Here is a 25,698-nt window from a genome sequence, read left to right as displayed (position 1 = left end):
GTGAAAATGATGAATAGAAAAATACACTTATTGACCTTACTGATCTGCATTACTGGTGGGTTGAAATTAAATGCGCAATCTCAAAAATGGCGTTCCGGGATTATAACAGATGAGTTTTTGTATGATACGGCGGCTTTTCCGTCATGTCATTCGGCAACTATTGCCGAAACGCCTACAGGTTTGGTAGCAGCCTATTTTGGTGGTACCCGGGAGCGTCATCCTGATGTGGAGATTTACATTAGCCGTCAGGTAAACGGAAAATGGTTAGCGTCTGTTTCGGCGGCAAACGGTATTCAGAACGATAAGCTAAGATTGCCTACATGGAACCCTGTTTTGTACCAGGTACCTGGGGGCGATTTAATACTTTTTTATAAGATTGGCCCTAAACCATCGGAATGGTGGGGGATGATGCGTACATCTAAAGATGGTGGAATCACCTGGTCTGATGCCAAAAAAATGCCTGATGGTTATATAGGTCCGGTTAAAAATAAGCCGGTTTTGTTAAGCAATGGCAATTTATTTAACCCCTCAAGTAAAGAAGGTGATGGCTGGAAAGTGCATTTTGAGGTAACGAAAGACAATGGTCAGAACTGGCGCACAGTAGGTCCAATCGCTGGAAATGGATTGGATGCCATACAACCAAGTATTTTAGATCATGGAAAAGGCAAACTACAGATTTTAGCGAGAAGTAAGAACCGGGCGTTGGTAGAATCATGGTCGGTCGATAATGGTGAAACCTGGTCGCCCCTGGCTAAAACCAATTTGCCAAACAATAACTCGGGAACTGATGCGGTGACCATGAAAGATGGACGTCATGTATTGGTTTACAACCACGTATTGCCTCCGGGCGAACTGGCTAAAGGGCCAAGGACACCGCTAAATGTATCTGTTTCAAAAGATGGTAAACAATGGTATGCGGCATTAATCCTTGAAGATTCGCCAATTAGTCAGTATTCCTACCCGGCAGTAATTCAGACATCGGACGGTATGTTGCATTTCATTTATACCTGGAGAAGACAGAAGATCAAGCATGTGGTGGTCGACCCGTCAAAGTTGAAACTTAAAAAGATTGTAAATGGCGTTTGGCCAAAGGTAAAAGGATATACTGCACCGGTAATTACAGAGATTAAAAACGAAGAGTAATCACATGAAACGAACCGCTTTATTTCTTGGTGTTGGACTTTTGCTGTTTTTAAGCAGCGCTGTTGCTCAAAATCAAAATTCCGATTCTCTATACCGGAAGCCATTAAAAGATGTCTTAGCGGAGATAGAAAGTCGTTTTAAAGTGAAGGTAAAGTACAATGATAACCAAGTGAAGGACCGTTGGGTAAATTATGCCTTATGGCGGTTCAGACCTGATGTGGACGAAACATTGATGAATGTGCTTGCTCCTTTGGATATGAAGGTGAATAAGGAGGCTGTAGGTATTTACAAATTAAAGGAATACGAGTATCATCGCTGGCAGGCAGAGGAAGGACGGGAGATGCTGGATTATCTGGCTACACTGTCTCCGGATAAAATGACCTGGGAACAACGTAAAGCTTTAATTAAGCCTTTGCTTTATGAGGCGCAGCAATTATCGCCAATGCCAGCTAAACCCTCATCAAAACCAATCATTACTCCTAAAAGGGTAATGGACGGTTATACAGTAGAAAACATTGCAATTGAAATATTACCGGGACTGTATGTAAACGGATCTATATACAAACCATTAAAAATTAAAGGACAGATCCCTGTAGTGCTGAGTCCGGACGGGCACTGGGCACAGCAGCGCTATCGGGCCGATTGCCAGGTTCGCTGTGCGATGATTGCTAGAATGGGAGCTATGGCCATTAGTTATGATCTGTTTGCATGGGGCGAATCCCTGCTTCAGTTTAAGGCGGAAGATCACAGACGCAGCCTGGCACAAACGATACAAACTTTAGGCGGTATCAGGATCCTTGATTACGTATTATCCCTGAAAGAAACCGACAAGGGTAGGGTAGGAATCAGCGGTGGATCTGGTGGCGGAAGCCATACGGTCTTAATGGCTGCGATGGATAATCGTATTAAACTAAGTGTTCCGGTGGTTTCTTTATCATCTTCATTTTATGGTGGTTGTCCGTGTGAAAGTGGAATGCCTGTTCACCTGTGTGCTGGTGGAACGAACAATGTCGAGCTGGCAGCAATGACTGCACCGAATCCTCAACTGGTGGTATCAGATGGGAAAGACTGGACGGTCACTGTACCCGATTATGATATGCCTTTCCTTAAAAGAATATATGGTTTTTATGGTTTGCCAAACCTGGTGCAGAACGTTCATTTGCCTGAGGAAGGTCATGATTTTGGTTCCTCAAAACGCAAGGCATTATATGATTTTTTAATTGAACAGTTTAAGTTGAATGGATCTGTGGTAAGGGATAAAAGTGGAAAATATGATGAAAGCAGGTGTACAATTGAAAAAGAACCGGCTATGTACGTATTTGGCGTTAAGGGCGAACGTTTGCCTGCCAATGCAATAAAAGGATTTGAGCAGTTGGAAAAAGTGTTTAAAGCAAGTATTTCGAAATGAATAAACTAGAGAAAGAGAACCGACGTCAGTTTATTGGAAAGTTGGCCCTGCTTACCGGCGGGCTGGTCTTGAGTAGTCAGTCTAACTGGGCTTTTGTTAATGATGCACGTTTTGTTGCGATGGATGCAGATGGTCAGCAGCATAAGAAACAACGCTATAAAGTAGCGGTGGTTGATCTGATGATCTTGAAAAGGCAGAAATTAGGTGCATTCGAGCTGAGCCGTGAAATTGGTGCTGACGGCATAGAATTGGATATGGGCGGTTTGGGCAACAGGGATACTTTCGATAATAAACTGGCGGATCCGATAGCCAGGCAGCAGTTTTTAGATAAAGCAAAAGAAATGAACCTGGAGATCTGTTCTTTGGCCATGACAGGGTTTTATGCCCAGTCGTTAGCCACAAGACCAACTTATCAGCAAATGATTGGCGATTGCATTACTACTATGAAAGCAATGAATGTAAAGGTGGCTTTCCTTCCGTTGGGGGTACAGGGTGATTTAGTACAGCATCCGGAACTTAGACCTGCAATTGTGGAGCGTTTAAAAGTAGCTGGTGAAATGGCTAAAAAAGCAGGTGTGGTGATTGGTATTGAAACGGCATTGGATGCACGCGGCGAACTGCAATTGCTGAAAGATATAGGCTCAGCAGCTGTTAAAAGTTATTTCAACTTCTCCAATGCCATCAAGAACGGGCGTGATTTGCATAGCGAATTACGTATTCTGGGTAAAAAGTACATTGTACAGATTCATTGTACAAATGATGATGGGGTATGGTTGCAGAACGATCCTAAAATGGATTTGAAAGCGGTACGAAAAACATTGGATGACATGGGCTGGAAGGGTTGGCTGGTTGTTGAACGTTCCAGGGATGCCAAAGACCCAAGAAATGTAAAGTGGAACTTTACTGCAAATACAAGCTATGTAAAGTCTGTTTTTCAATAGTATACGTCGCATGAAAAAGACACTTAAACCCTGTTTTCTGGCATTGATTATAGCATTATGCTGGAGTAGTTCCAGTTTGTATGCCACAGATATCTATGTTTCCTTAAAAGGATCTGATAGCAATGCGGGTACAAAGATACAACCGGTAGCGAGCCTGGCCAATGCCCTCCGTAAAGCACGTGAACTGAGGCGCTTAAATGATCCTTCTATAAAAGGGGGGATCAATATCATTATTGAGCAGGGCTTTTATCAGCTGAACGAACCAGTAGTGATCAGGCCTGAAGATTCGGGGACCGCAAATAGTCGCACAGTGATCACAAAACCTGTAGGACATGAAGTTGTTTTGAGTGGGGGAATTCCAGTTTTGGGCTGGAAAAAGCTTTCGAAATCCTTACCCGGGGTTTCGAGTCAAGTTAAAGAGAAACTTTGGGTAGTTGATATACCTGATCTGGGAAACAGTAATTTAGAATTTAGGCAGCTTTGGGTTGATGGAAAAAAGGCAATTAGGGCCCGGAATTACAACGCAGATAAAATGGGGCGGATTCTAAGCTGGAATTTTGTTGCAAAATCTTGCAAGATTCCTTTGCAGGACCTTAAAAGTATAGGTAAATTTGAAGATCTGAAAGGCATGGAAATGGTGATCCAGCAATGGTGGGCCATCGCGAACCTGCGGATAAAATCGGTGAAAGTTACTGGTCAGGAAGCTGAGCTGACTTTTATGGAACCGGAAAGCCGGGTGCAATCTGAACATCCATGGCCCGCTCCCTGGATCTCTGAGAAAACAGGTAATTCTCCATTTTATTTAACCAATGCCATTCAGTTTTTGGATGAGCCTGGAGAGTGGTACGCAGACCAGCATAATGGTAAGCTTTATTACTGGCCCAGAGCAACGGAAAATATGAATACTGCTCAGGTTATCGCGCCTTATCTGGAGACATTAGTGAAGATGGAGGGCACAATCGATCATCCGGTGAGCTATGTGTCGTTTAAGGGGATATCCTTTCAGCATGCAAGTTGGTTAAGACCTTCAAGGTTTGGCCATGTGCCACACCAGGCGGGGATGTATATGCTGGATGCTTATAAATTGAAAGTGCCGGGAACACCGGATAAGAAAGGTCTGGAGAACCAGGCTTGGGTGGGGCGGCCTGCAGCAGCTGTAGAAGTGAGCTATGCACACCATACGGGCTTTGAAGCCTGTAAATTTGAGCATCATGCATCAACAGGATTGGATTACAAAAGAGGTACTTACGATAATGAAGTTAAAGGAAATCTTTTTAGAGATATAGGCGGTAGTGGTATATTGATCGGTACTTTTTCTGATGAGGCTACAGAGGCACATTTGCCTTATAACCCCAAAGATGAACGTGAGATTTGTACCAACGAGCGCATTACAAATAACCTGGTTACAGATGTGACCAATGAGGATTGGGGCTGTGTTGGGATAGGCGCGGGCTATGTTAGGGGTATTCACATTGCAAATAACGAGATTAGTGATGTTGCCTATTCGGGGATCAGCATGGGCTGGGGCTGGACAAGGACCATTAATGCCATGCGCAATAATACAATTACAGCAAACAAGATCCATCATTATGGGAAGTTCCTGTATGATGTGGCGGGTATTTATACTTTGTCGGCCCAACCGGGTTCTGTGATCTCGAACAACTATATCGACAGCATTTACAAAGCACCATATCCACATGATCCTCAGCACTGGTTTTACCTGTATACAGACGAAGGATCATCTTACTTTACCGTAAAAGATAACTGGACTCCGGCGGAGAAATATTTGCAAAATGCCAACGGTCCCGGAAACGTTTGGACGGGGAACGGACCAAAGGTTGCTGACAGTATTAAAGTTAAATCTGGAATTCAGGAGGGGTATTCTTATTTATTGAAATACAGTTATGTAAATAAAAGTAATCAGCTGTTAAATAGTGTAGAGTCTGGCAATGGGAATGAGCTGGCCATAGAGGTTATCTTACCTTCGTTGGGCGAATTGAGTAAGCCTTTATTGGTGGAGATTTGCCGCGAAAAAGGTATTGCCTCCTCTGCCATTTACCAATGGAATAACAGGTTGCTGGCATATGCGTCGACAAACGATGCTGAGGCGCTGATGAGACAAATCAAAGCCAGAATAAAGGGAGCGGAGGTTAACCTATACAAGGATGTGGTTTATAAGTTTGACCGTAAAAAGCATTGTGGACAGGAGCCTGTTAAGGAATGGGACAATATCATTTTAAGCACTAACCTGGTAAAGGATGAGGCTATGCAAAAGGAATACCTGGCCCATCATGCTACACAGTTTGAAAAATGGCCGGAAGTAGCCAAAGGCTTTTGTAATGCCGATTTTCAGCAATTGAGGATCTTCAAAAATGGAAGGCAGCTGATGTTGGTGATTAGCATTCCTAAGGGTGCGGATTTAGATGGATTGAATCCGAAAACGACGCTGAACAATCCCAGGGTAGATGAATGGAATAACCTGATGAAGAGGTACCAGGAGGGTATTGAAGGAACTAAGCCTGGCGAGGTTTGGGTATTTTTTGAGAAGAATAAATAATGTTTGTTTTTTAGATATAAACCACTTTGTATTAATTAGAAAGAATAATATATATTAAGATATACATAACATGTTGAAATTAGGAATATTAGGTTTGGGTGAAGGTCGCAGTACGATGTCGGCCGCCCTGGCCAGCCATAAGTACGAACTGGTAAAAATTTGCGATGCGAATGAAGAAGTGTGTAAGCAACGGGCAAAAGAGTTCGACTTCCCACACTATACCACCAGCTACCAGGAAATGCTGGATGACGCTGCGATCGATGTGATCGCTATCTATACTCCTGATCATTTGCACGCAGACCACGTTAAACAGGCGCTGCTGCACGGAAAGCATGCGGTTTGTACAAAACCCTTCATTGATGATTTGGGTAGGGCTAAAGAGCTCCTGGAGGTTTCAAAGCAAAGTGGTAAAAAGGTATTCGTAGGACAAAGCTCTCGTTTCTTTGAACCTTACAAGCGACAAAGAACAGATTATACCGCAGGTATTATTGGTGATTTAATTACTGTAGAGTGTCATTATAATGCCGATCACCGCTGGTTCCTTGAAAAGAAATGGGCTTTAGAGACTTCTTTTAAATGGCTTTATGGTGGATTGAGCCACCCTGTTGATTTCATTAGATGGTATTTACCGGAAATTGAAGAAGTAATGGGTTACGGGATGATCAGCGCCAATGGTCAAAAAGCTGGTTTGAAAAATGAAGATACCATGCATTTTATCTTTAAATCAACCGATGGAAGGATTGCGCGTGTAAGTGGTGCTTATACCGGGCCGATACAGCCAGCCTATCGCGAAAGTGAGATGAGTTGTGTGTTGAGAGGTACAGAAGGTGCGAGCCAGGCCGATTATCATGAATTACGTTATGCGGTGACGACCAAAACAGGTGAAGAGCAACTGATTACCTGGGGTGATGCTAAGTTGAAACACTTTTTCCGTTTTGAAGGACAAAGCCACCACGCCGGCGAATACCAAAACTACCTTGAATATTTCGCTGAGAGCATTGAAAATGATACTGTGGCTTATCCTGATTTAAAAGAAGGAATAGGCACCATTGCCTTGTTGCAAGCTATGGACAGATCATTACAGACAGGTTTGCCGGTTAAAATTAATGATATATTGAATGAATATGAACTTTTAAGAGCCGATTTCGGACTATAATGGGAAACATCTTAGAACGCTTAACCAGTCTGGATTATTTCATCGTAGTTGCCTACCTGGTTATTCTAATTATTATTGGGTACAGGGCCAGTTTCTCTAATAAAAAGAATGATGATGAAACGCTTTTTCTGGCTAATAAATCACTGGGTTGGCCAAGCATTGGGTTTAACATGTGGGGGACAAACGTTGGCCCGTCTATGTTGTTGGCTTTTGCTAGTATAGGCTATAGTACGGGGATAGTAGCCGTAAATTTCGACTGGTATGCTTTTGTGTTCCTTTTTTTACTGGCTATTGTTTTTGCACCGAAATACCTTGCTGCCAAGGTAAGTACCATGCCCGAATTTATGGGTAAAAGATATGGGGATTCTACACAAAATATCCTTGCCTGGTATGCGCTGATCAAGATATTAATCTCCTGGTTGTCTTTAGGCCTTTTTGCAGGAGGTTTTCTGGTCAGACAGATATTGGGTATTCCTATGTGGCAGTCGGTAACTGTATTGGTTGCTTTTGCAGGTCTTTTTACCTTTTTTGGCGGCCTAAAAGCCATAGCCAAGGTAAACGTATTTCAAATGATCCTGTTGATTGCCGTATCCCTGGCACTCACGGTTTTAGGTTTGCATAAAGTAGGTGGTATCGAAGTTCTCTATAGCAAAACACCGGCTCATTTCTGGAACCTGATCCAGCCGGCCAGCGATCCGAAATATCCCTGGTATGCGATTTTACTAGGTTATCCAGTAGCTGCAATTGCATTTTTCTGCACAGACCAGGCGATGGTACAATCGGTACTGGGTGCTAAAAATCTGGAACAAGGACAACTTGGGGTTAGCTTTATTGGCTGGTTAAAAATCCTGTCGCTCCCTTTGTTCATCATTACGGGAGTGATTTGTTACGTGTTGTTTCCCGGTTTAAAAGATCCTAATGAAGCTTATATGACCATGGTGACCAATTTATTTCCTCCTGGAATGAACGGACTGGTGATCGTTGTATTGATTGCTGTATTGGTTGGTACAATCGGCTCATCTTTAAATTCATTGAGTACGGTTTTTACTATGGACGTATATGTGAAAAATATCAATCCACAGGCAACCAATAAGCAGATCATCAGAATGGGACGTTTATCTGTGATTGCGGGCTGTGTTTTCGCGGTAATGGTAGTGCTGGCTATTGATAACATCAAAGGCTTAAACCTGTTCGATGTGTTTCAATCTGTCCTGGGCTTTATCGCACCACCGTTGTCGGTAGTTTTCCTGCTCACAGTTTTCTGGAAAAGGACAAGCAGAAAAGCGGTGAACTTTACGCTTTCTGTGGGTTCAGTTTTAAGTCTTGGCACAGGAGTAACCTATTTATGGATACTTCCACCTGATCAATATCCTTTCTGGCCACATTATTTGATCCTTTCTTTCCTGATTTTTTCAGGTTTATTGCTGATCGCGATATTGATCTCTTTATTCGATAGGAACCCAACTATTTATGAAATCAATGAGCTGGACGAAAGTGCAATTGAAAAGCCAACTAAACGCGTATGGATATCCTGGGCTACGCTTGCAGTTGTGATGATTGCTTTATACATTTTTTTTAACGGACATTAATTAATGATCTTATGATTAACTACACTACTTCTTATTTTAAAACCGGCTTTTATAAGCTTGCAGCGATGTTTCTGTTGCTAATGATGGGGATGGCCGATGTACAGGCGCAGCAGGGAACGAAGGCCGAATGGATCTGGTACCCAGGGGATCTGGACATCTGGGTGTCTAATAAAATGCAAAACCGCAGAACAGAACGCGGGGCCTTCCTGCCACCTTTTTGGAAAATGGATAGTCACTATGTGTTGGTTGAGTTCCATAAGGAGTTTAACCTGACTAAGGCTGAGGAAGTAAATCTTTATGTGGAAGGGCAGTTTAATGTGAAAATTGACGGGCATGCTTTTTCTGGTTATCCAAAAAAGATCACCGTTCCGGCGGGTAAGCACAAGTTAAGCCTAAAAGTGTATGGACAGGATAAAGTACCTGCAATACTTGTACAAGGGAAGACCATTGTTTCTGATGAAAGCTGGTTGACTACTTTTGAGGATAAAGAATGGATAGATGAGAGCGGAAAGGCTTCTGATAAATCAGGAACGACTTACGTTTCTGTGGGATCCTGGAATTTAACAGACCCGTTATCGCCCCCATCACAGTTTAAACTGGCTACTAAGCCTATGGCCGCGGTCAAAACGGACAAAGTAGATAAAGGTTTTGTGGCTGATTTCGGTAAAGAAACCTTCGGTTTCCTTAAGTTACAAGGCTTAAAAGGTAAAGGGAAACTTAATATTTACTACGGAGAATCCAGAGAAGAAGCATTGTCGGCCGATAAATGTGAAACACTTGATCTGTTAGAAATAGATTTAAAAAGTAAAAGAGATTCGGTAATTGAATTGTCTAAGGCCTTCCGTTATGTGAATTGTCAACCAGAAGGTGACGTGAGTCTTGATGGCGTATCGATGTTGTACGAATATGCACCCGTTACTGAAAAAGGGAGCTTTCACTGTTCGGATGAGCAGATTAACAAGATTTACGACATCTCTAAATATACCTTTCATTTGAATACCCGTGAGTTTTTTATTGACGGTATTAAGCGTGATCGTTGGGTATGGTCGGGTGACGCTTACCAGAGTTACCTGATGAATTATTATTCCTTTAATGAGTCGCCGATAGTAAAAAGGACTTTGCTTGCACAGCGTGGTAAGGATCCGGTAACAGCACACATCAATACCATTATGGATTATTCGTTCTATTGGTTTTTGGGGATTTATGATTATTACCAGTATTCTGGTGATCAGAAATTTGTACAGGATATTTATCCGAGGATGAAGAGTCTGATGGATTATGTATTGAACCGCAGAAATAAAGATGGTTTGTTGGAATGGATGCCGGGAGACTGGATTTTCATTGACTGGGCAGATAAATTGAGTAAAGACGGTGAAGTGAGTTTCGAGCAATTGTTGTTTTGCCGTAGTTTAGAAACGATGGCGCTTTGCGCGGACATGGCAAAAGACACCGAGGCGGCTGCAAATTATAAGAAGCTTGCCGCTGATTTAAAAGCTAAGATTTTTAAACTGTATTGGGATGAAAGCAAGCATGCGTTGGTACACAGCAGGATTGATGGAAAACCAACAGATGATGTAACGCGTTATGCCAATATGTTCGGTATTTTCTTTGATTACTTTACGCCGTCACAAAAGCAGGATGTGAAACAGCATGTGCTGATGAACGACAATGTTAAAAAGATCACTACTCCATATATGCGTTTTTATGAGCTGGAAGCACTTTGTGCGATGGGGGAGCAGTCATACGTATTGAAGCAAATGAAGGATTACTGGGGCGGTATGCTTGATTTGGGGGCGACTTCATTTTGGGAAGAATATAATCCTGACAAGAAAGGTGTGGAACATTTGGCGATGTATGGTCGCCCGTTTGGCAAAAGCCTCTGTCATGCCTGGGGTGCAAGCCCGATTTACCTATTGGGTAAGTATTATTTAGGGATTAAGCCGCTTTCAGCAGGTTATGAAACCTATGTAGTAGAACCTTCATTAGGTGGTTTAGAATGGATGGAAGGTAAAGTACCTACGCCTACAGGGGAAATATCATTGTATTGCAGCAAAAAAGAGATTAAAGTTAAATCGGATGAAGGATCTGGTGTGTTGAGATTTAAAAGTATTTCTAAACCAGTTGTAAAAGGCGGAAAAGCCGTTGAAGTAGGAAAAAGAACGTATGAGCTTAAGCTTGAAAAAGGTGTGTCTTACGTTGTTAGTTATAAAAAATAGGTTGTAAATAATAACAGAAAAAAAATCACCATTCTTTTCGGAGTCTGGGATCTCTTAAGCTCCTGAAAAAGGAGCGAAGAGCGCCTGAGGCCTCCTTAAAGAAGGTGATTTTTTTGTCAAAGTAATAAAAAAGTATACCTTTAGGTTAATGTAAAATCTATTTCATTCACTTAAACTATAACTTATTACATTATGACTTCTAGAATAGCGCTCTTATTACTCGCTCTATGTGTGTACACTACTAGTTTTGGACAAAATCAGATCGGCATCATTAAAGATCCACAGTGGAATTTGCTTGCATCTTATGATAGCAGGTTTGGAAATACACTCTCTCTTTCAAACAATAGTATGGCTATGATTATCGGTGCTCCTAAAATCGATTTTGCGATCGTAAATCTGAATGATAAATTGACTCAGAATTGGCTCACCTCATTAACGGGATATCCATTGACTATTGGCAAGTTTAAAAACGATATTTTAGTTATTGCAGCCAGTGATCGCACTTTTTTCAAAAGTTTTAGTGGTGCTTATAAAGCCTATCTATTGGAAGAAAAAACGGGTAAACTATTGTCTGAAAAAATTATTTATGAAGGGAATAAAGATTTCATAGAAGAGCCGGACTTCTTTTTTGCTAAAGATGGTTCCTATTTTAGAATGTCGGTACGTTTGACTTCCATGAAACGTAAAACGACTATTTTTGCAGTTTCCAAATCAGACAAGTTATATCGGTCTACACAAAACTTTAGTATTATCAATTATGATGCTAACTTGAATCAAAGAGAAATAATCAATCCGAGGATGCCTGAAGGTGAGCATTGGACGTCTTCAAATGGTGCCGATGGCAGTTTGTTTATCGCGACTGTAGACAATAAAGCGGGAAAGGTATCTGCTGCAACTTATATTCCAAGTAGTGCTGATCCATTAAAAATTGTTACCATTCCTTTGGATATCAGAAAAGGTCGAGGGATTAGTTCAATATTGAGTACTTCAGGGGCAAAGCCATTTATCAACTATCTGGCTGTAGTTTACGCAAATACGGATAAAGATGTGACGTTACTAACTTCGAAAATAGATTTTAAAGACGGTACTTCAAAAGTGACCAAGGAAATTTTTGACAATAAGCATATTAAATCGTTGCAAAAATCTTTTATTCCTGTTAACAAAAAGTTTGACGATTTGCAATTCACCAAAATCGATTTTTTAGCGGTAAAGCATATTGACGAATATGCTGATAAATTATTGGTGGGTGTCGCCCCTAGTTTCATCCAGTCGTCCAAATATGGTACTGTTACTTTTGATGGTTCATTGTTAATGAAAATTTATGATCAGGATTTAAATGGGCTGTATCATCAGTTCATTCCGCGGACTTACATGAGTTTGGGCGGTGAAGGCTCAAAGATAGCTTACTCACTTAAAGATAATACTTTAAGAATGGTTGCAAACGTGAGAGCAGGAGGAATGAGTTCGGTTTCTTCATTATATGGTGAAATGGACTTTACAACTGGAAAAATGCTTAAAACAACCAAAATTCCTGACAAAGATATTAAAGGTGGTTTTTATGTGAATACAGAATCTGTTACCTGGTTGGATAATTCGTTCATTCTTCCTTATTTTGATAAGCAACGTATTTTTAGGACAACCCTCGATGTTCAAATGCAACAGTTGAGTTATTAAGAGCAACGTCTTCAAAGAGATATCTGTATTCTTTGAAGACGTTGACTATTATTCCGTAACGGTAAACGGACTTCCCGTTCTACGCCAGATCCCTTTCTGCACACCTTCTACCATAAATGCAACGATACCATAGGTACGGCCTAATGGAAAATCCTGAGGAATCGTGATGGTCATTTCTGTATCCGTTATTTGCATAGGGACTGATCGTGATATCCTGTTGGTGATCGAGACTGATGCGCTTATGCCTGTTTGTGCATAATATTTTAACACTCCCGGAGTTGCTGTGTGTGTGAAAACGAGTGTTTGTCCACGTTTAACGGTAAGTGCATCAGCTGGTAGTGCGATCGTTCCCAGTGCCAGTACAGGTCGGTCTATGTAGTAAGGGCCATTGATAAGCGTACGTTTTCCGGTGATTACTTTGACGTGATAATGACTGGTATCCTGGCTCAGCACCAAAGGGATGTCTGCGACGATGCCTACATTCGATATGCTGTTAATGGTTAGCTGTGTCTCTTTTTTGTTCTTATCCACCAAAAAAACAGAAGTCTTGCTAACCTCGGGTATAAAGTAATCACCCACAAGGTTCAGTGAACCGTTTAGATTTACTTCCAGTTGGTTCAGACTAAAATAGGGAAGAGGTTGATTGTTGGCAATCTTTAAAGTGTAAGTCTTGATGGAGCCATCTTGTGCTTTTACTTCATAGCTGAAACCTTCTTTAAAAGGGATTTTTAAACCGCTCCGTGGTGTAATGACTGCACGATCGGAAACTGCAATTTGTGGCTGTATAGAATCTGGCTGATCCTGAAAAGGAGGCCAGTAAACAATGATGTTTGTAGCTTGTATCGCCGCATTTAGTTCTGTACCCGAAACATCTTTGATACTGAATTTTTCAATTTCATTGTAGGGGAAATCAGGATATTCCTTTTTACAGGAATAGGTTAGTGTTAACAGGAGTGCCGTCAGTACATAGTTAAAGACTAAAAGCTTGTGTTTAAAAATCTCTTTTTGCATTTTATATTAGATCAAATCAATGCATCAGCTCATTACTGGAGATGCAGGTGGAATAGAGGCAACATAACCCACGCTGTTGCCTCTGTTTATTTTATAATTTTTGGCTTTACAGCTTGCGGTAACGGATTACTGTGTTTGCCTTGTTTTGTAAGTTTATACCAGAACCCCAGCTTACAGCATTGGTAAAACCTACCAGTTGAATAGCATAGGTATCTATGCCATCATTGATAAATACGAAAAAGCCCGGAATTGGCGTGGGACCATTCGGCGCCACGTAGTTGAACCAGCCATTTGGCGTAGCGCCGCCACTATTTAACCCCACAATACTTGCTGTTGTTGTGGAAACAGCAGTATAATCAGATAAAGTAAGGTTGCAGAGCGATTTGCTGGTATTGTAAAGGTATTTTAAGGTACCGGGTGTCGAGATAAACGAGTTGGAACTACTCGTAAACCAGGCATTTACACCGGAGAAAGTGGAGAGAGAATCCTGATCTGGTGTATTTAGATCTACAAAAACAGTATCAAAGCCTACGCGTGTTCTGGAATAACCTCCTCTGCCAAGAACTTTGTAAGAAGAAGTATCACAGGTGCTCAATAAAGAATTGATGCCACTTTGTTTGTTTTTCGCAGATAAAAGGGCATCAGTTCCAGTTTGTTCTTTTTTGCACGAAACAGCGATAAGGCCAACTGCGGCAATAATTGCGACAGTTTTAAACATTGTTTTAATTTTAAGCGTCATAGTTTTAAAGTTTAAATGTTAAAATATATATAAATAGGGATGTGGATTCGTTGTTAATTGGTGATGGTGAAGGATGCCGATTTATTTAGTGTGGCCCAGTTGTCAAATAAAATTTTCAGCGGAACATAATGATGTTCACCAAGAGGGAAATTATCAGGGATAGTTAGGGTTATTGACGTGTGGTCATATTTTTTTATAGGTAGATCGTATACAATACCACCAATGGTCACATTTACCGACTTTAATCCAACAATGACGGTTTCAAGTGCAGCAGTATAAACAATTTCATCACCTCTTTTAACTTCTTTAGAGCCGATAAGTACGTCGGGCTGTCTGTACACAATATGTATTTCCGGTAGTTCTTTAACATGTCCCAAAAAGCTTACCCGTCCTTTATAATATCCGGTATCGATATCGGCAGGAGTTTCAAGGAGTAGGTAGTATTGGTAAAGTCCGGAACCGGTAACCAATATCCCTTCATCTAATAGTGTTTCTTTGCCTGTTTTCGGCGAGATCAGGTGTACTTTCGCCAGGCCGTTACCTGTTGCTCTAAAATCACCGAAAATAGTTAGTGCTGTTCTTGGGTTATATACCCTATTGGTAAGCCAGCTGACTGTTAAGTCGGGTGTATTTTGTTGAACAATTTTTAGCTTGTATACCTGTGTGCCGCCGTCTTTTGCTTTTACGGTGTAGCTGACATTGGTTTCGTTCATGTTAACCGGTAAAACTTCTTCTACCAGCCGGGCACCATCAGACACTTTAATTTCCGGATCGATCACCGCCAGGCCGTAATAGTAAGGGATGTACACGGTAATAGATTTTTCAATTGGATCGATAGCGCCAAAGATCACCGTATCCGGTAGGTTGACAACCTTAAACTCCGTGATCCTGTTTTGAGGAAGAGGGGCAAGCTCCATTGTCTTTGTGCAAGAGCTGGTGAACAGTATGGCCAACAAGGAGGCAGTGTAAGAAATGTGTATGAATAGCCTTGACATTTTTGTTTGGTAAGCGTAAATCATATGGGTTATTATTTTTAATCAGTCTAAATAGTGAGACAAATATGTATATATTTAGTTGTAGCGTGCTAACGCTAAAGGGATTATATTTTTACTATTTCGGGATTCTTTTACTGGATTCGGGATTTGTAAACAATAGGTAATACAGATTGTTACTTTACAAAATATATGATTATGGAGACTGTATTTAAACCATTTCTGGATTTGCTCAGAGAGATTTATATCGGTTCTGAGGTAGAACAAACCTGGATTATTGATAGTAATCCGGGATACGGTATTACTGCTGCAATTAAAGAACTTACAGCAAAAGAAGCATCAACACCATTAGTTCGGGCTGGTTCCACTGTTGCTGCACATACAGAACATTTACGCTGGAGTATTGAATTTGCACTGAAGTTTTACAGTGGTGAACAACCTTCGGGAGATTGGGAGGAAAGCTGGATGGTCCGTAAAGTAAATGAAACGGAGTGGGAGCAATTGCAACTCGCGTTATTGGTGGCTTATCAAAAATTGATATATGCATTGAAAGAGGTAAAAGATTGGTCCAATCCACATCTTTTAAAAGGAACACTTGCATTGTTGCCGCATGCCGCATATCATTTGGGGGCAGTAAAACAACTCATAATTGCGGTTAAGGCTAAGGAATAGTTTTATTTAATTTACAACAAAGTTGCAATTACGGCTTTGCTGTATGCTCTATGTTTCGCAACTTTGTTGCAAAACATAGAGCTATGATAAATAATCAAAAATATGATGTAATCATTGTAGGCGGAAGTTATGCTGGTTTATCAGCTGCACTGGCTTTGGGCCGGGCCATCCGTAAAGTACTGGTTATTGATAGTGGGAGGCCTTGTAATCAGCAAACCCCACATTCTCATAATTTCCTCACCCGGGATGGTCATACACCTGCTGAAATCTCTGCCTTAGGAAAATCGGAAGTTATGAAATATCCAACAATCGAGTTCCTGGCAGATCATGTGAACGCTGTATCTGGAGAAAATAATGATTTTGAGGTTTTTACTGCTATGGGGCAGATACTAAAAACAAGAAAGCTGATATTTAGCACAGGTGTTAAAGATCTGATGCCGGAAATTCCAGGCTTTGCAGATTGTTGGGGAATATCTGTTATACATTGTCCTTATTGTCATGGTTATGAATACAAAGACCAGATAACAGGTGTATTGGCCAATGGTGATACTGCATTTGAGATGGCTTTAATGATTTACAACTGGACAAAACAATTGTTTGTCTTTACCAATGGGAAATCTGAGTTGACGGATGAACAGATACAAAAGTTGTCTGCAAGGAATATCAGCATTATTGAAAAGTCTTTTCAAACGCTTATTCATACTGAGGGATATTTGAGTAGTATCAGGTTTACAGACGGTAGCAGTCATTTTCTAAATGCACTTTATGCAAGACCTCCTTTTGAACAGCATTGTGAAGTGCCAAAAGAAATTGGATGTGAGATCAATGCAGCTGGTTATATCCAGATTGATGATCTACAAAAAACGAGTATTCCCGGTGTATTTGCTGCCGGCGATAATACGAGCCGGTTCCGTTCGGTATCAGCTGCGGTTGCGGCAGGAGGTAAAGCAGGGGCTTTCATCAATCATGAGCTTGTTGCTGAGGACCAGGATTGAACGAAATTAGGCTATTATTTTATGAAAATAATTACATAACATTGGCGCTTATTAAGTAGTTTTATAAGAAGACGATTAAATATGGCTGTATACAGCGAACTTTCAGATCAGGAACTTGTCCTCAGGTTAAGGACGGTCGATGATGGTACTGCATTTGAAGAGGTCTTTTTTCGCTATCAGCCCCTGTTACTTAATTTCGTTTATAAAAAGTTAAATGACAGGGATCAGGCAAAAGATGTTTTGCAGGATATTTTTATCCAGCTCTGGAATAATCGTACGCGATTAGAAATTACCACGCTGAGCAGTTATCTCTATACTGCGGCGTTGAATAAGATAAGAGACGGTTATAAGCACCAGGTAATCCATGAGGAGCATATCAGTAAGTTGCAGCAAATGATGATGGACGAGCGGGGAGGTACTGACCATTTGATCAGGGAAAAAGATATTATAAGGCTCATAGACATGGAAATTGCCGCACTGCCGGAAAAGATGCGGCAGGTATTTTTGCTGAGGAAGAAGGCTTTTTTAAGTAACAGGGAAATCGCTGAGCGGTTAGGAATTTCGGAGCAAACGGTAGAAACGCACATGAAGCGTGCTTTAAAAATATTAAAACATCGGTTGGGACCGGCTATTTTCCTCCTGGCCGTACTCAATTAGGATGAATAAAATTATTTATTATTTTTTTTATGCCCCGGTACCCACCGGGCATTTTTGATTCGTCCTGTATTAGTAAGCGGGTTTTATAATCCTCACCTAGCTAAATCATGAAGAAAGCAAAAGCACTGATCGAAAAATATAAAGCCGGTACTTGTACGCCGGAAGAAATGCGGTTGATTGATAAATGGCTGCTGGAAATCCATGCGGGAGAAAACAGTACGCTTAGTGATACCGATTTTGAACAAATTCAAGCAGAGATATGGCGGGAGGTAAAACCAGCGGCCGTAAAAAATCCTGTACGTAAGTTATGGCCACTGTATAAGCAGATTGGTATAGCTGCTGCCATTGTTTTAATGGCTGGTGCCGCAATCTATTTTTTCAATGCTGGGACCAGCAGTACCTCAGATTTAGCACATTACACCGGTACCATTAAACCAGGCGGCAGTAAAGCGTATTTAACAACATCAGATGGCAAACGGATCTCTTTGACGGATGCAACCGATGGACAAATTGCCAATGAAGCCGGGGTAAGTATTGTGAAGCATAAGAACGGAGAGCTGGTTTATAAGCTTACCGGCACAGTCACAAAAAATACTAAAAAGGAAAATATACATATCAACACACTTGAAACCCCTCGTGGTGGACAATACCAGATAGAATTGCCGGATGGCACCAAGGTATGGCTAAATGCTGAATCGACCCTTAAGTTCCCTTCAACTTTTTCAAAATTAAATGGTGATAGAACTGTTGAAATGATCGGCGAAGCCTACTTTGAAGTGGCGAAGGATAAAGCGCATCCTTTTATCGTAAAATCAAATGGACAGGAAATTAAAGTGTTGGGCACGCATTTCAATGTAAAAAACTATGTGCAGGACGGAAATATCAAAACAACCTTGCTGGAAGGCGCGGTACAGGTAAATACAAAAGATCAGCAGCAGGTGATTTTGAAACCTGGACAACAGGCTTTGGTAAAAGGTAGAACGATTGATGTGCAGCAGGCAGATACAGAACTGGCAGTGGCCTGGAAGAATAACAAATTTATGTTCGAAAAGGAGAGCATCCGCGATGTTATGGCTATGGTAGAAAGATGGTACGATGTAGATGTCGTTTATCAGGGAGAAGTAACGGATGACCTTTTTGGAGGTTCAGTATTAAGATCAGACGATATTACGGTAGTCTTAAAGTCTCTCGAGTTAACTGGGAAAGTTCATTTTAAAATAGAGGGAAGGAGGATTTTAGTGACCAAATAATACATGGAAAATCTTAGTCAGGTAAGTCAGAAGTGCCGTCGAAAACACTCCTGACTATAGTTCTGGCTACGTTAATAAAATAATTATCAACTTTTCATCAGCAGGTGTTTACGCTTGGAAACAAAAACACCCTGCCTAACCGAAACTTAACAAATGTATAAAATATATACCATGAAAATGGGTATGTGCGAAGCGCATATTCATAAAATCTTGCTCATTATGCGCCTAACCATCGTTATTTTAATAGCAACCTTTATGCAGGTCAGTGCTACGACCTATGCACAGCGGATCAGTATAAACAAAGCAAATGCATCATTGAAGACTGTTCTTAAAGAGATCAGGACACAAAGCGGCTACGATTTTGTTTATACAGAAGGATTACTCAAAGATGCGAGACCTGTAAGTATCCAGGTGAAGAATGCGATGCTGGAAGATGTATTGAAGGCCGTGTTTTCGACACAGCCGCTTACGTATACGATTAATCAGAAAACAGTTGTTTTAAATGAAAAAGAAAAAACGTTTTTAGATAAAGTTATCGCAGTTTTTAGTGCAATCAATGTTCACGGCCGGGTAGTAGATGAAGAAGGAAAGCCGCTTGCAGGTGCAACTGTGAGTATCCTAAAAATGGAGTCTCAGGGAAACTTTGACGATAAAAAATCAGGTGATTTTTCCTTAACTTATAAAGGTAGGAATGCTGCTGCGGTTACTGACGTAAATGGGGAATTTACGTTGAAGAATGTAGATGAAAACTCATTGATTTTAATTTCTTACACCGGGTATAGTATTTTTCGTGTTAAAGCGGCTAAAGAACTAGGCACTATTAAAATGGTGCTGGACGGAAATCTGCAGGAAATAAATGTTACTGTGAATACAGGTTATCAGTCTATCGCACGCGAAAGAAGTGCAGGCGCAGTTGCCAAGCCTGATATGGAAATCTTAAAAGAGCGTTCGGGTTCTATGAATGTTATCCAGCGTTTGGACGGATTGGTACCGGGATTAACATTGAACAATTCAGCTAGTCCGACCGGAAATATTGGTTCTGACGGGAGAACAAGAGGGACATCTATATTAATTAGAGGGTTAAATACAATTAGTGATTATACAAATCGCGATCCCCTGATTGTGCTGAACGGTATTCCGGTAACTGATATCAATAGTATTAATCCAAACGACGTTCAGGATATTACGGTATTAAAAGATGCTACATCTGCGTCTATATGGGGCGCAAAGGCGGCTAATGGGGTAATTGTTATTGTTACTAAAAAGGGCACAGCAAATAGTGATCTAAAGATCAATTACGATGGCTTCATCAATTTTCAGGGCAAGCCCGATCTGGCTTATCAGAATATGATGAACAGCAGTCAGTTTATACAGGCCGCGAAAGAGATTTTTTACAACACAAATTATAACTGGACTACGTTATATCCCTGGGCAGTGATTAGCAAACCGGCGTTAGGTGGTGGAAAAGCCCCCGTATCTCCACATGAAGCTATTTTGTACAACCAGGCAAATTTGCCTCAATCAGCAGTTGATGAACAACTTAATCAGCTAGCTTCACAAAATAATTTAAACCAGATCAGGGACTTATGGTACCGTAATGCCAGCCTGATGAATCATTCTTTGTCGGTAGCCGGTGGCGGAAATAAATATAGTTTTTACGGTTCTATAAACTATACCAAGACGCAAAATAATACAGTGGGTGCTAAGAATGATAACTATGGCATTAATTTGCGCCAGGATTTCAAGTTTAGTAATCGTGTTCAGATGTATTTGATTACCGACTTACTAAATAATTCGACTAGTGATTTGAACACCAGTGTTTTACCTGATGCTAATTTTTTGCCATATGCGATGTTTAAAAATGCAGATGGAAGCAATGCAGATATGTCCTGGCTGCTTCGTACAGATGCACTTAGAACAAGTTATGAGAATCAAAGTCTGATCAGTTTAAAATACAATCCTTTAGATGAAATCAATACCGCCACTACAAAAAGAAATCTATTTAGTGGAAGGGTAACCTCTGGAATTACAGTTAAGTTAATTGAAGGACTAAGGTATGAAGGTGTGTTTGGAATTTCGAGGGGCCAAAATAAGCAGGTTAATTTGTTGAGACAAGATAACTATACTGTGCGTTCTGAATTGACGTCTTTTACCAAAGCGGCAACAGTAGTAGGCACCAGACCTACTTACCTGCTTCCTGAATTTGGTGGCCGTAATACAGTGGGCAATACTTTGGATAAAAACTGGACCGTTCGTAACCAGCTCATTTATGATAGAGAATGGAATAACAGGCAGCACCAATTGACTTTTTTGGCCGGGCAGGAAGCTCAGGAACAATATATGAATTTCGTAAGGTCTGTGGTAAGAGGTTATAATAGTCAGCTGCTGACTTCAGGGGCGATAGACTATGCAACGCTTGGTAAAGGTGTTACCGGGGTCGTTATGCCAAATGGTACATCTACCAGTGTGTTAAGTCCGGATTTATACGGAGAGAGCGAAAAGACCATCAGAATTACATCTTATTATGCAAACCTAGGGTATACTTTTAAAGAAAAATATACTTTAAACGGAGGGATTCGTATTGATGAGTCTAATTTGTTTGGAAAGGATAAGTCTGCTCAGAACAGACCAGTTTGGAGCAGCGGACTTGCCTGGCAGCTGGGTAAGGAAGAGTTTATGTCGCATTTAACATGGGTCGATAGGTTAGCAATTCGTGCGAGCTACGGCTTAACAGGTAATTCTCCGGATGCGGGTACAGCAGCTTCGAGGGATATTTTATCTTCCGTAAGTAATGTTTTTTATCCCGGTGGCGTTGGGCTTACACTCTCTACTCCTGCAAATAAGGTGTTAACATGGGAGTCAACACAAAATCTGAATCTGGGCATAGATTTTAGCTTGCTTAAAAGTAGATTGAGCGGTACTATTGATGTCTATAGTAAGAAGACAGAAAATCTGATCGGTTTAAAAACACTGAATCCCTTAGCCGGGTACCCAACTATTGTAGGGAACGCCGGGGATATGACCAACAAAGGGATTGACCTGAACATTAGTTCCGTAAATGTTGTCTCCGGTAATTTTAAATGGAAAAGCACTTTTACGCTGGGCTACAATAAAAATAAGATTACACATTTAAACAGAAGTACGCCAATTATTTTTGCTTCTGATATCATCAATCAGGCATATGTTGAAGGATATCCTGCATTTTCTGTTTTTGCCTATGACTATGCGGGGCTGGATCAGATGGGGGATCCACAGATCACCTTAAATGACGGAACTACCACAAAGGCAAGAAATGTGGCCAAGGTGGCCGACGCAAAATTTATGGGAACCTTCCAGCCTAAATGGAGTGGAGGACTAAGCAACATATTTGGTTATAAAGATTTTACTTTAAGTCTAAATATGGTTTACAATCTGGGGCATGTGATGCGAAGAGATTTTAATGACTTGTATGCAGGCCGGGGTTTATATAGTAATTCAGGTGGCTACGAGCCTATGGGAACATTCTTTTCATTTAATGGGAACGTAAATGCTGAGTTCGCAAATCGATGGAAGGAAAAAGGTGACGAAGCTTTTACCAACATTCCTGCTTTTCTGGCAAGTACTTCGGAAAGTGGTACCAGACGGGAACTGGAATATTATAGACGGGCCGATATTAATGTATTGGACGCCTCATATATTAAATTACGTGATATCACCTTGTCATATAGCTTGCCAAAGTTAATCGCCAGTAAATTAAATGCCGATGCCATTACTTTCAGAGGTCAGGTGTCCAACATTATGTTATGGAAAGCAAATGATAAGGGAATAGATCCGGAGTTTATTAACGGGCTGTATGGAACAAGAACGGTAATGTCTAAACAACATACTGTTACGTTGGGTGTACATGTCACATTTTAAATTTAATTCAATAAGAATATTATGAAAGCTTATAAAAGATATTTATGCCGTTCACTTTTCTTACTGCTCCTGTTTAGCCAGGTTGCCTGTAAAAAGAGTTTTCTGGAAATCGATCCTAAAGGTAAACTTGTAGCGAAAACAACCAATGACTACAACCTGATGTTGAATAATCCTTATTTTAACATTACTGGTGTAGACGGACAATTGTTTTTGGGGGATGAGGTAACTGTTGTTAATCCATTTTTTAGTAACATGCTGGAAATTAAGGGGAAAAAGTATTTTCAATACCTGGATGATATTTATGAGCCAATTGAAGATGGATCGGAAATTACAAATTTAACCAGGCAACTGTATACCTACAATGTAATTATAAATGAGGTGATGAATTCCGAGGGGGGCACCATGCAGGATAAACTCAGTTATAAAGCAGAGGCATTGGTAAATCGCTCATGGATTCATTTTATGCTCATTAATTACTACGGTAAACCTTATTATGAAGCTACTGCAGCCAATGATCCCGGATTTCCGATTCTTGATAAGTCAGACGTAACTCAAAATAAATTTGAGCGCGTTTCTGTTAAAGGTGTCTACGACTTTATTATTACAGATTTGCAGACCGCAATCCCTGCTTTGCCGATTTCGGGTGGGAACAGGACACGGGTTTGTAAGGCTGCTGCCGAGGCTTTGTTAGCTAAGGTTTATCTCTTTATGGGGAAATATCCGGAAGGTTTGGTACAGATAAATAATTCCTTTAATCACTTGCCAACGGCGTATCCCGTAAATCTTTACGATTACAATGTGGTGCTAGCCCCAGGTGGGGCCTGGGGCTATAATGTAGTAACTTCTCCGCTCACATTTCTTCTTGGAGAAAGTAACATAACGAACAATCCAGAGGTTATTTTTGCTAAGCTATTACCAAATAGTTACACGTCCTTCGCATCAGATTTACTACTCTCTAAAAGGGCCTATGATTTGTATAGCAGCGGTGATCAGCGTTTAAAGTTCTATTCAAGATTTGCCTATGGAGGGGTTCCGATTAAAACCCCGGATGTTTACCGGAAGTTAGGGCCCTATGGTACACAGTTAGGAATAACTTTGCCTGAAATGTATCTGATGCAGGCTGAATTAAAGGCACGTACAGGTGATGTAACCGGAGCTAAAACTGATCTGGAAACTTTCAGGGCAAAAAGAATGTCGGCAAATGTGTCTGTAAACATTACAGATCCCAATGCGATGGTTAAGTTTGTAATTGATGAACGTCTTCGCGAATTTGCTTTACATGGATATCGCTGGTTTGATATACGCAGATTGTCTGTTGATCCGATTTTTTCGGGAACAGCTTATACACATGAAGTATTATCAGAAACAGGGACTATAATTGGGAGTTTTCCTTTAAAACCAGAAAGATTTACTTTACGGATTCCAAAGAAAATATTACTGGCCAATCCTGGAATGGATGATAATCCTTAATTCAATCAACTCCCAAAACTAAAGTTCATGAAATCAATAAAAAAAGTACTGGCCGGACTATGTCTGTTTTCCACAACAGCTTTTGCGCAGGAAAAAATGGGGCCTGCATTCGGTATTGGGTCCGAGGTATCAGACTATCCAAATGTACAATGGATACAGGGCGAACCGGTAAAAAAGTTTGACAAAAACAAAATCTATATCATAGAGTGTTGGGCTACCTGGTGTGGACCATGCAAAGCTGCCATTCCCCGTGTAAATGAGTTACATAAAAAGTTCGGAGATAAAATCGTGATCATCGGGCAGGACATATGGGAAACCAATTTGAAAAAAGTACAGGACTTTGTCAAAAAGGAAGGTAATGGAATGAGTTATCGCATAGCTTATGGCGGTGGACAGGAAAGTGATTTTTCTCTGAAGTTTATGAAAGCGGCAGGTCAGACTAGCATACCTCATACTTTCGTTATTCAGGATAACAAAGTGGTGTGGATGCCAGAACCATCTGAACTAAGCGAAGAAGCATTACAATTACTTATCGACCGGAAATTTAATATTGATGCAGCCAAAGCCTTAAATCCGGCAAAAAAGTACGAAGACGTAAGGTTATTAATGGGTAAAGAAGAGGATTATGATAAAGCAATGCTGTTTTTAGATTCCATTTTGCAAAAATATCCTTTTGAAGATACCGGAGTGATGATGAAATGGGTATTATATACTAAAATGAAAAAGCCCGCAGACGCGATAAATTATCTTAAAAAGGCTTATGATCAGCACCCTACGTCCACCATTAAATACTTATACTATAAAACACTACAGGATAATAAACAATGGGATGTACTGGCTGAAGAGACTAAATCTTATTTAAAAGAAAATCCAGGTGATGATGCCGACGCAGCAGAAGCAATGATTGCGGCTTACGCTGCTTTAAGCGGAAAGGAAGATTTTAAAGGTGCAGCCGCATTACTTAATACGTTTATAATCAAGTCTAAAAATCCTGTTACTTTAATGAGGTTTGCTTTTATCGATAAGCTGGTGAAGTCGGATAAAGCAGATCCAGCTGTTCAGACGGTCATGCTCAAAGCCGGCGAAAAATCGTTGATGCTTGATCCCGCGAACCTGATGCTAATTGCTGAACTGGTGAAGAGAAACTGGAAAAATAATGACAAGGTGACGGCCAGGAAGTTGACAGCAAGAACAATTACCTCTTTAAGGAAAGACGCTTCACAACAAAGATTAACCGGCATACTTGAAGAGATAGCTGATATGCTAGATAAAGATGTATTACCAACTGAGGCCCAGTTTAAATCATGGGAAGCAGAATCTAAAAAATAAAA

18 protein-coding genes are annotated in these 25,698 nt (G+C 40.7%); 15 read left to right on the top strand and 3 right to left on the bottom strand.

The window, feature by feature from the left end; all coding sequences use genetic code 11:
- Nucleotides 1-6: 6 nt before the first annotated feature.
- The 8 genes from R2Q84_RS18520 to R2Q84_RS18485 all read left to right on the top strand — a co-directional run bounded on the left by R2Q84_RS18520 (nt 7) and on the right by R2Q84_RS18485 (nt 12,684).
- The gene (locus R2Q84_RS18520) at nt 7-1,143 is read left to right on the top strand and encodes a sialidase family protein (RefSeq protein WP_316818078.1); all 1,137 of its coding nucleotides are present in this window, start codon (nt 7-9) and stop codon (nt 1,141-1,143) included.
- A gap of 4 nt (nt 1,144-1,147) precedes the next feature.
- Nucleotides 1,148-2,551: an acetylxylan esterase gene (locus R2Q84_RS18515; RefSeq protein WP_316818077.1), complete on the top strand. Its 1,404-nt coding sequence runs from the start codon at nt 1,148-1,150 to the stop codon at nt 2,549-2,551.
- Nucleotides 2,548-3,492 (top strand): sugar phosphate isomerase/epimerase family protein, encoded by a 945-nt coding sequence (locus tag R2Q84_RS18510; protein ID WP_316818076.1) that lies wholly within the window; start codon nt 2,548-2,550, stop codon nt 3,490-3,492. The genes R2Q84_RS18515 and R2Q84_RS18510 overlap by 4 nt, the downstream gene beginning before the upstream one ends.
- 10 nt (nt 3,493-3,502) lie before the next feature.
- Nucleotides 3,503-6,049 carry an L-rhamnose mutarotase gene (locus R2Q84_RS18505; protein WP_316818075.1) on the top strand — a complete coding sequence of 849 codons (2,547 nt, stop codon included), beginning with the start codon at nt 3,503-3,505 and terminating at the stop codon, nt 6,047-6,049.
- Between the two features lie 70 nt (nt 6,050-6,119).
- Nucleotides 6,120-7,205 (top strand): Gfo/Idh/MocA family oxidoreductase, encoded by a 1,086-nt coding sequence (locus R2Q84_RS18500; protein ID WP_316818074.1) that lies wholly within the window; start codon nt 6,120-6,122, stop codon nt 7,203-7,205.
- Nucleotides 7,205-8,794 (top strand): sodium:solute symporter family transporter, encoded by a 1,590-nt coding sequence (locus tag R2Q84_RS18495; protein WP_316818073.1) that lies wholly within the window; start codon nt 7,205-7,207, stop codon nt 8,792-8,794. Before R2Q84_RS18500 ends, R2Q84_RS18495 begins: the two co-directional genes overlap by 1 nt.
- Nucleotides 8,795-8,805: 11 nt before the next feature.
- Nucleotides 8,806-11,010: an alpha-rhamnosidase gene (locus R2Q84_RS18490; RefSeq protein WP_316818072.1), complete on the top strand. Its 2,205-nt coding sequence runs from the start codon at nt 8,806-8,808 to the stop codon at nt 11,008-11,010.
- 192 nt (nt 11,011-11,202) lie between these two features.
- Entirely contained in the window at nt 11,203-12,684 is a 1,482-nt protein-coding gene (locus R2Q84_RS18485) for a hypothetical protein (protein WP_316818071.1), read from the top strand.
- A 48-nt stretch (nt 12,685-12,732) separates the two neighbouring features.
- Here the strand turns inward: R2Q84_RS18485 and R2Q84_RS18480 are convergent, their stop codons facing one another.
- The 3 genes from R2Q84_RS18480 to R2Q84_RS18470 all read right to left on the bottom strand — a co-directional run bounded on the left by R2Q84_RS18480 (nt 12,733) and on the right by R2Q84_RS18470 (nt 15,429).
- Entirely contained in the window at nt 12,733-13,695 is a 963-nt protein-coding gene (locus tag R2Q84_RS18480) for a hypothetical protein (RefSeq protein ID WP_316818070.1), read from the bottom strand.
- 106 nt (nt 13,696-13,801) lie between these two features.
- Complete coding sequence (locus R2Q84_RS18475; protein WP_316818069.1) at nt 13,802-14,434, bottom strand: hypothetical protein; 633 nt, start codon at nt 14,432-14,434, stop codon at nt 13,802-13,804.
- Between the two features lie 53 nt (nt 14,435-14,487).
- A complete protein-coding gene (locus R2Q84_RS18470) occupies nt 14,488-15,429 on the bottom strand; it encodes a hypothetical protein (protein WP_316818068.1) in 942 nt (313 codons plus the stop codon).
- A gap of 195 nt (nt 15,430-15,624) precedes the next feature.
- Here R2Q84_RS18470 and R2Q84_RS18465 point away from each other — a divergent pair, with 195 nt between their 5' ends.
- From R2Q84_RS18465 to R2Q84_RS18435, 7 genes are all read left to right on the top strand, one after another.
- Nucleotides 15,625-16,098, top strand: coding sequence for a hypothetical protein (locus tag R2Q84_RS18465; protein ID WP_316818067.1), 474 nt, complete (start codon nt 15,625-15,627; stop codon nt 16,096-16,098).
- A gap of 83 nt (nt 16,099-16,181) precedes the next feature.
- Nucleotides 16,182-17,093 carry an NAD(P)/FAD-dependent oxidoreductase gene (locus tag R2Q84_RS18460; protein ID WP_316818066.1) on the top strand — a complete coding sequence of 304 codons (912 nt, stop codon included), beginning with the start codon at nt 16,182-16,184 and terminating at the stop codon, nt 17,091-17,093.
- Nucleotides 17,094-17,174: 81 nt separating this feature from the next.
- Entirely contained in the window at nt 17,175-17,750 is a 576-nt protein-coding gene (locus R2Q84_RS18455; protein ID WP_316818065.1) for an RNA polymerase sigma-70 factor, read from the top strand.
- A 107-nt stretch (nt 17,751-17,857) separates the two neighbouring features.
- Nucleotides 17,858-19,000: a FecR family protein gene (locus R2Q84_RS18450; protein ID WP_316818064.1), complete on the top strand. Its 1,143-nt coding sequence runs from the start codon at nt 17,858-17,860 to the stop codon at nt 18,998-19,000.
- A 153-nt stretch (nt 19,001-19,153) separates the two neighbouring features.
- On the top strand, nt 19,154-22,897 hold the full coding sequence (locus R2Q84_RS18445; protein WP_316818063.1) for a SusC/RagA family TonB-linked outer membrane protein: 3,744 nt from the start codon (nt 19,154-19,156) through the stop codon (nt 22,895-22,897).
- Nucleotides 22,898-22,918: 21 nt separating this feature from the next.
- The gene (locus tag R2Q84_RS18440) at nt 22,919-24,367 is read left to right on the top strand and encodes a RagB/SusD family nutrient uptake outer membrane protein (RefSeq protein WP_316818062.1); all 1,449 of its coding nucleotides are present in this window, start codon (nt 22,919-22,921) and stop codon (nt 24,365-24,367) included.
- 27 nt (nt 24,368-24,394) lie between these two features.
- On the top strand, nt 24,395-25,696 hold the full coding sequence (locus R2Q84_RS18435; protein WP_316818061.1) for a TlpA disulfide reductase family protein: 1,302 nt from the start codon (nt 24,395-24,397) through the stop codon (nt 25,694-25,696).
- Nucleotides 25,697-25,698: the final 2 nt, after the last annotated feature.

It is taken from the genome of Pedobacter nyackensis (genome assembly GCF_032678475.1).
In the GTDB taxonomy this organism is placed as follows: Bacteria; Bacteroidota; Bacteroidia; order Sphingobacteriales; family Sphingobacteriaceae; genus Pedobacter; species Pedobacter nyackensis_A.
Note: the sequence above shows the minus strand (reverse complement) of the source record. Positions and strands in the feature narration are given on the sequence as shown.

Excerpts from the sequence above, each read along its gene's own strand:
- R2Q84_RS18520 (WP_316818078.1), top strand. The coding sequence starts at position 7 with ATGATGAATAGAAAAATACACTTATTGACCTTACTGATCTGCATTACT.
- R2Q84_RS18515 (WP_316818077.1), top strand. The coding sequence starts at position 1,148 with ATGAAACGAACCGCTTTATTTCTTGGTGTTGGACTTTTGCTGTTTTTA.
- R2Q84_RS18510 (WP_316818076.1), top strand. The coding sequence starts at position 2,548 with ATGAATAAACTAGAGAAAGAGAACCGACGTCAGTTTATTGGAAAGTTG.
- R2Q84_RS18505 (WP_316818075.1), top strand. The coding sequence starts at position 3,503 with ATGAAAAAGACACTTAAACCCTGTTTTCTGGCATTGATTATAGCATTA.
- R2Q84_RS18500 (WP_316818074.1), top strand. The coding sequence starts at position 6,120 with ATGTTGAAATTAGGAATATTAGGTTTGGGTGAAGGTCGCAGTACGATG.
- R2Q84_RS18495 (WP_316818073.1), top strand. The coding sequence starts at position 7,205 with ATGGGAAACATCTTAGAACGCTTAACCAGTCTGGATTATTTCATCGTA.
- R2Q84_RS18490 (WP_316818072.1), top strand. The coding sequence starts at position 8,806 with ATGATTAACTACACTACTTCTTATTTTAAAACCGGCTTTTATAAGCTT.
- R2Q84_RS18485 (WP_316818071.1), top strand. The coding sequence starts at position 11,203 with ATGACTTCTAGAATAGCGCTCTTATTACTCGCTCTATGTGTGTACACT.
- R2Q84_RS18480 (WP_316818070.1), bottom strand. The coding sequence starts at position 13,695 with ATGCAAAAAGAGATTTTTAAACACAAGCTTTTAGTCTTTAACTATGTA.
- R2Q84_RS18475 (WP_316818069.1), bottom strand. The coding sequence starts at position 14,434 with ATGACGCTTAAAATTAAAACAATGTTTAAAACTGTCGCAATTATTGCC.
- R2Q84_RS18470 (WP_316818068.1), bottom strand. The coding sequence starts at position 15,429 with ATGTCAAGGCTATTCATACACATTTCTTACACTGCCTCCTTGTTGGCC.
- R2Q84_RS18465 (WP_316818067.1), top strand. The coding sequence starts at position 15,625 with ATGGAGACTGTATTTAAACCATTTCTGGATTTGCTCAGAGAGATTTAT.
- R2Q84_RS18460 (WP_316818066.1), top strand. The coding sequence starts at position 16,182 with ATGATAAATAATCAAAAATATGATGTAATCATTGTAGGCGGAAGTTAT.
- R2Q84_RS18455 (WP_316818065.1), top strand. The coding sequence starts at position 17,175 with ATGGCTGTATACAGCGAACTTTCAGATCAGGAACTTGTCCTCAGGTTA.
- R2Q84_RS18450 (WP_316818064.1), top strand. The coding sequence starts at position 17,858 with ATGAAGAAAGCAAAAGCACTGATCGAAAAATATAAAGCCGGTACTTGT.
- R2Q84_RS18445 (WP_316818063.1), top strand. The coding sequence starts at position 19,154 with ATGTATAAAATATATACCATGAAAATGGGTATGTGCGAAGCGCATATT.
- R2Q84_RS18440 (WP_316818062.1), top strand. The coding sequence starts at position 22,919 with ATGAAAGCTTATAAAAGATATTTATGCCGTTCACTTTTCTTACTGCTC.
- R2Q84_RS18435 (WP_316818061.1), top strand. The coding sequence starts at position 24,395 with ATGAAATCAATAAAAAAAGTACTGGCCGGACTATGTCTGTTTTCCACA.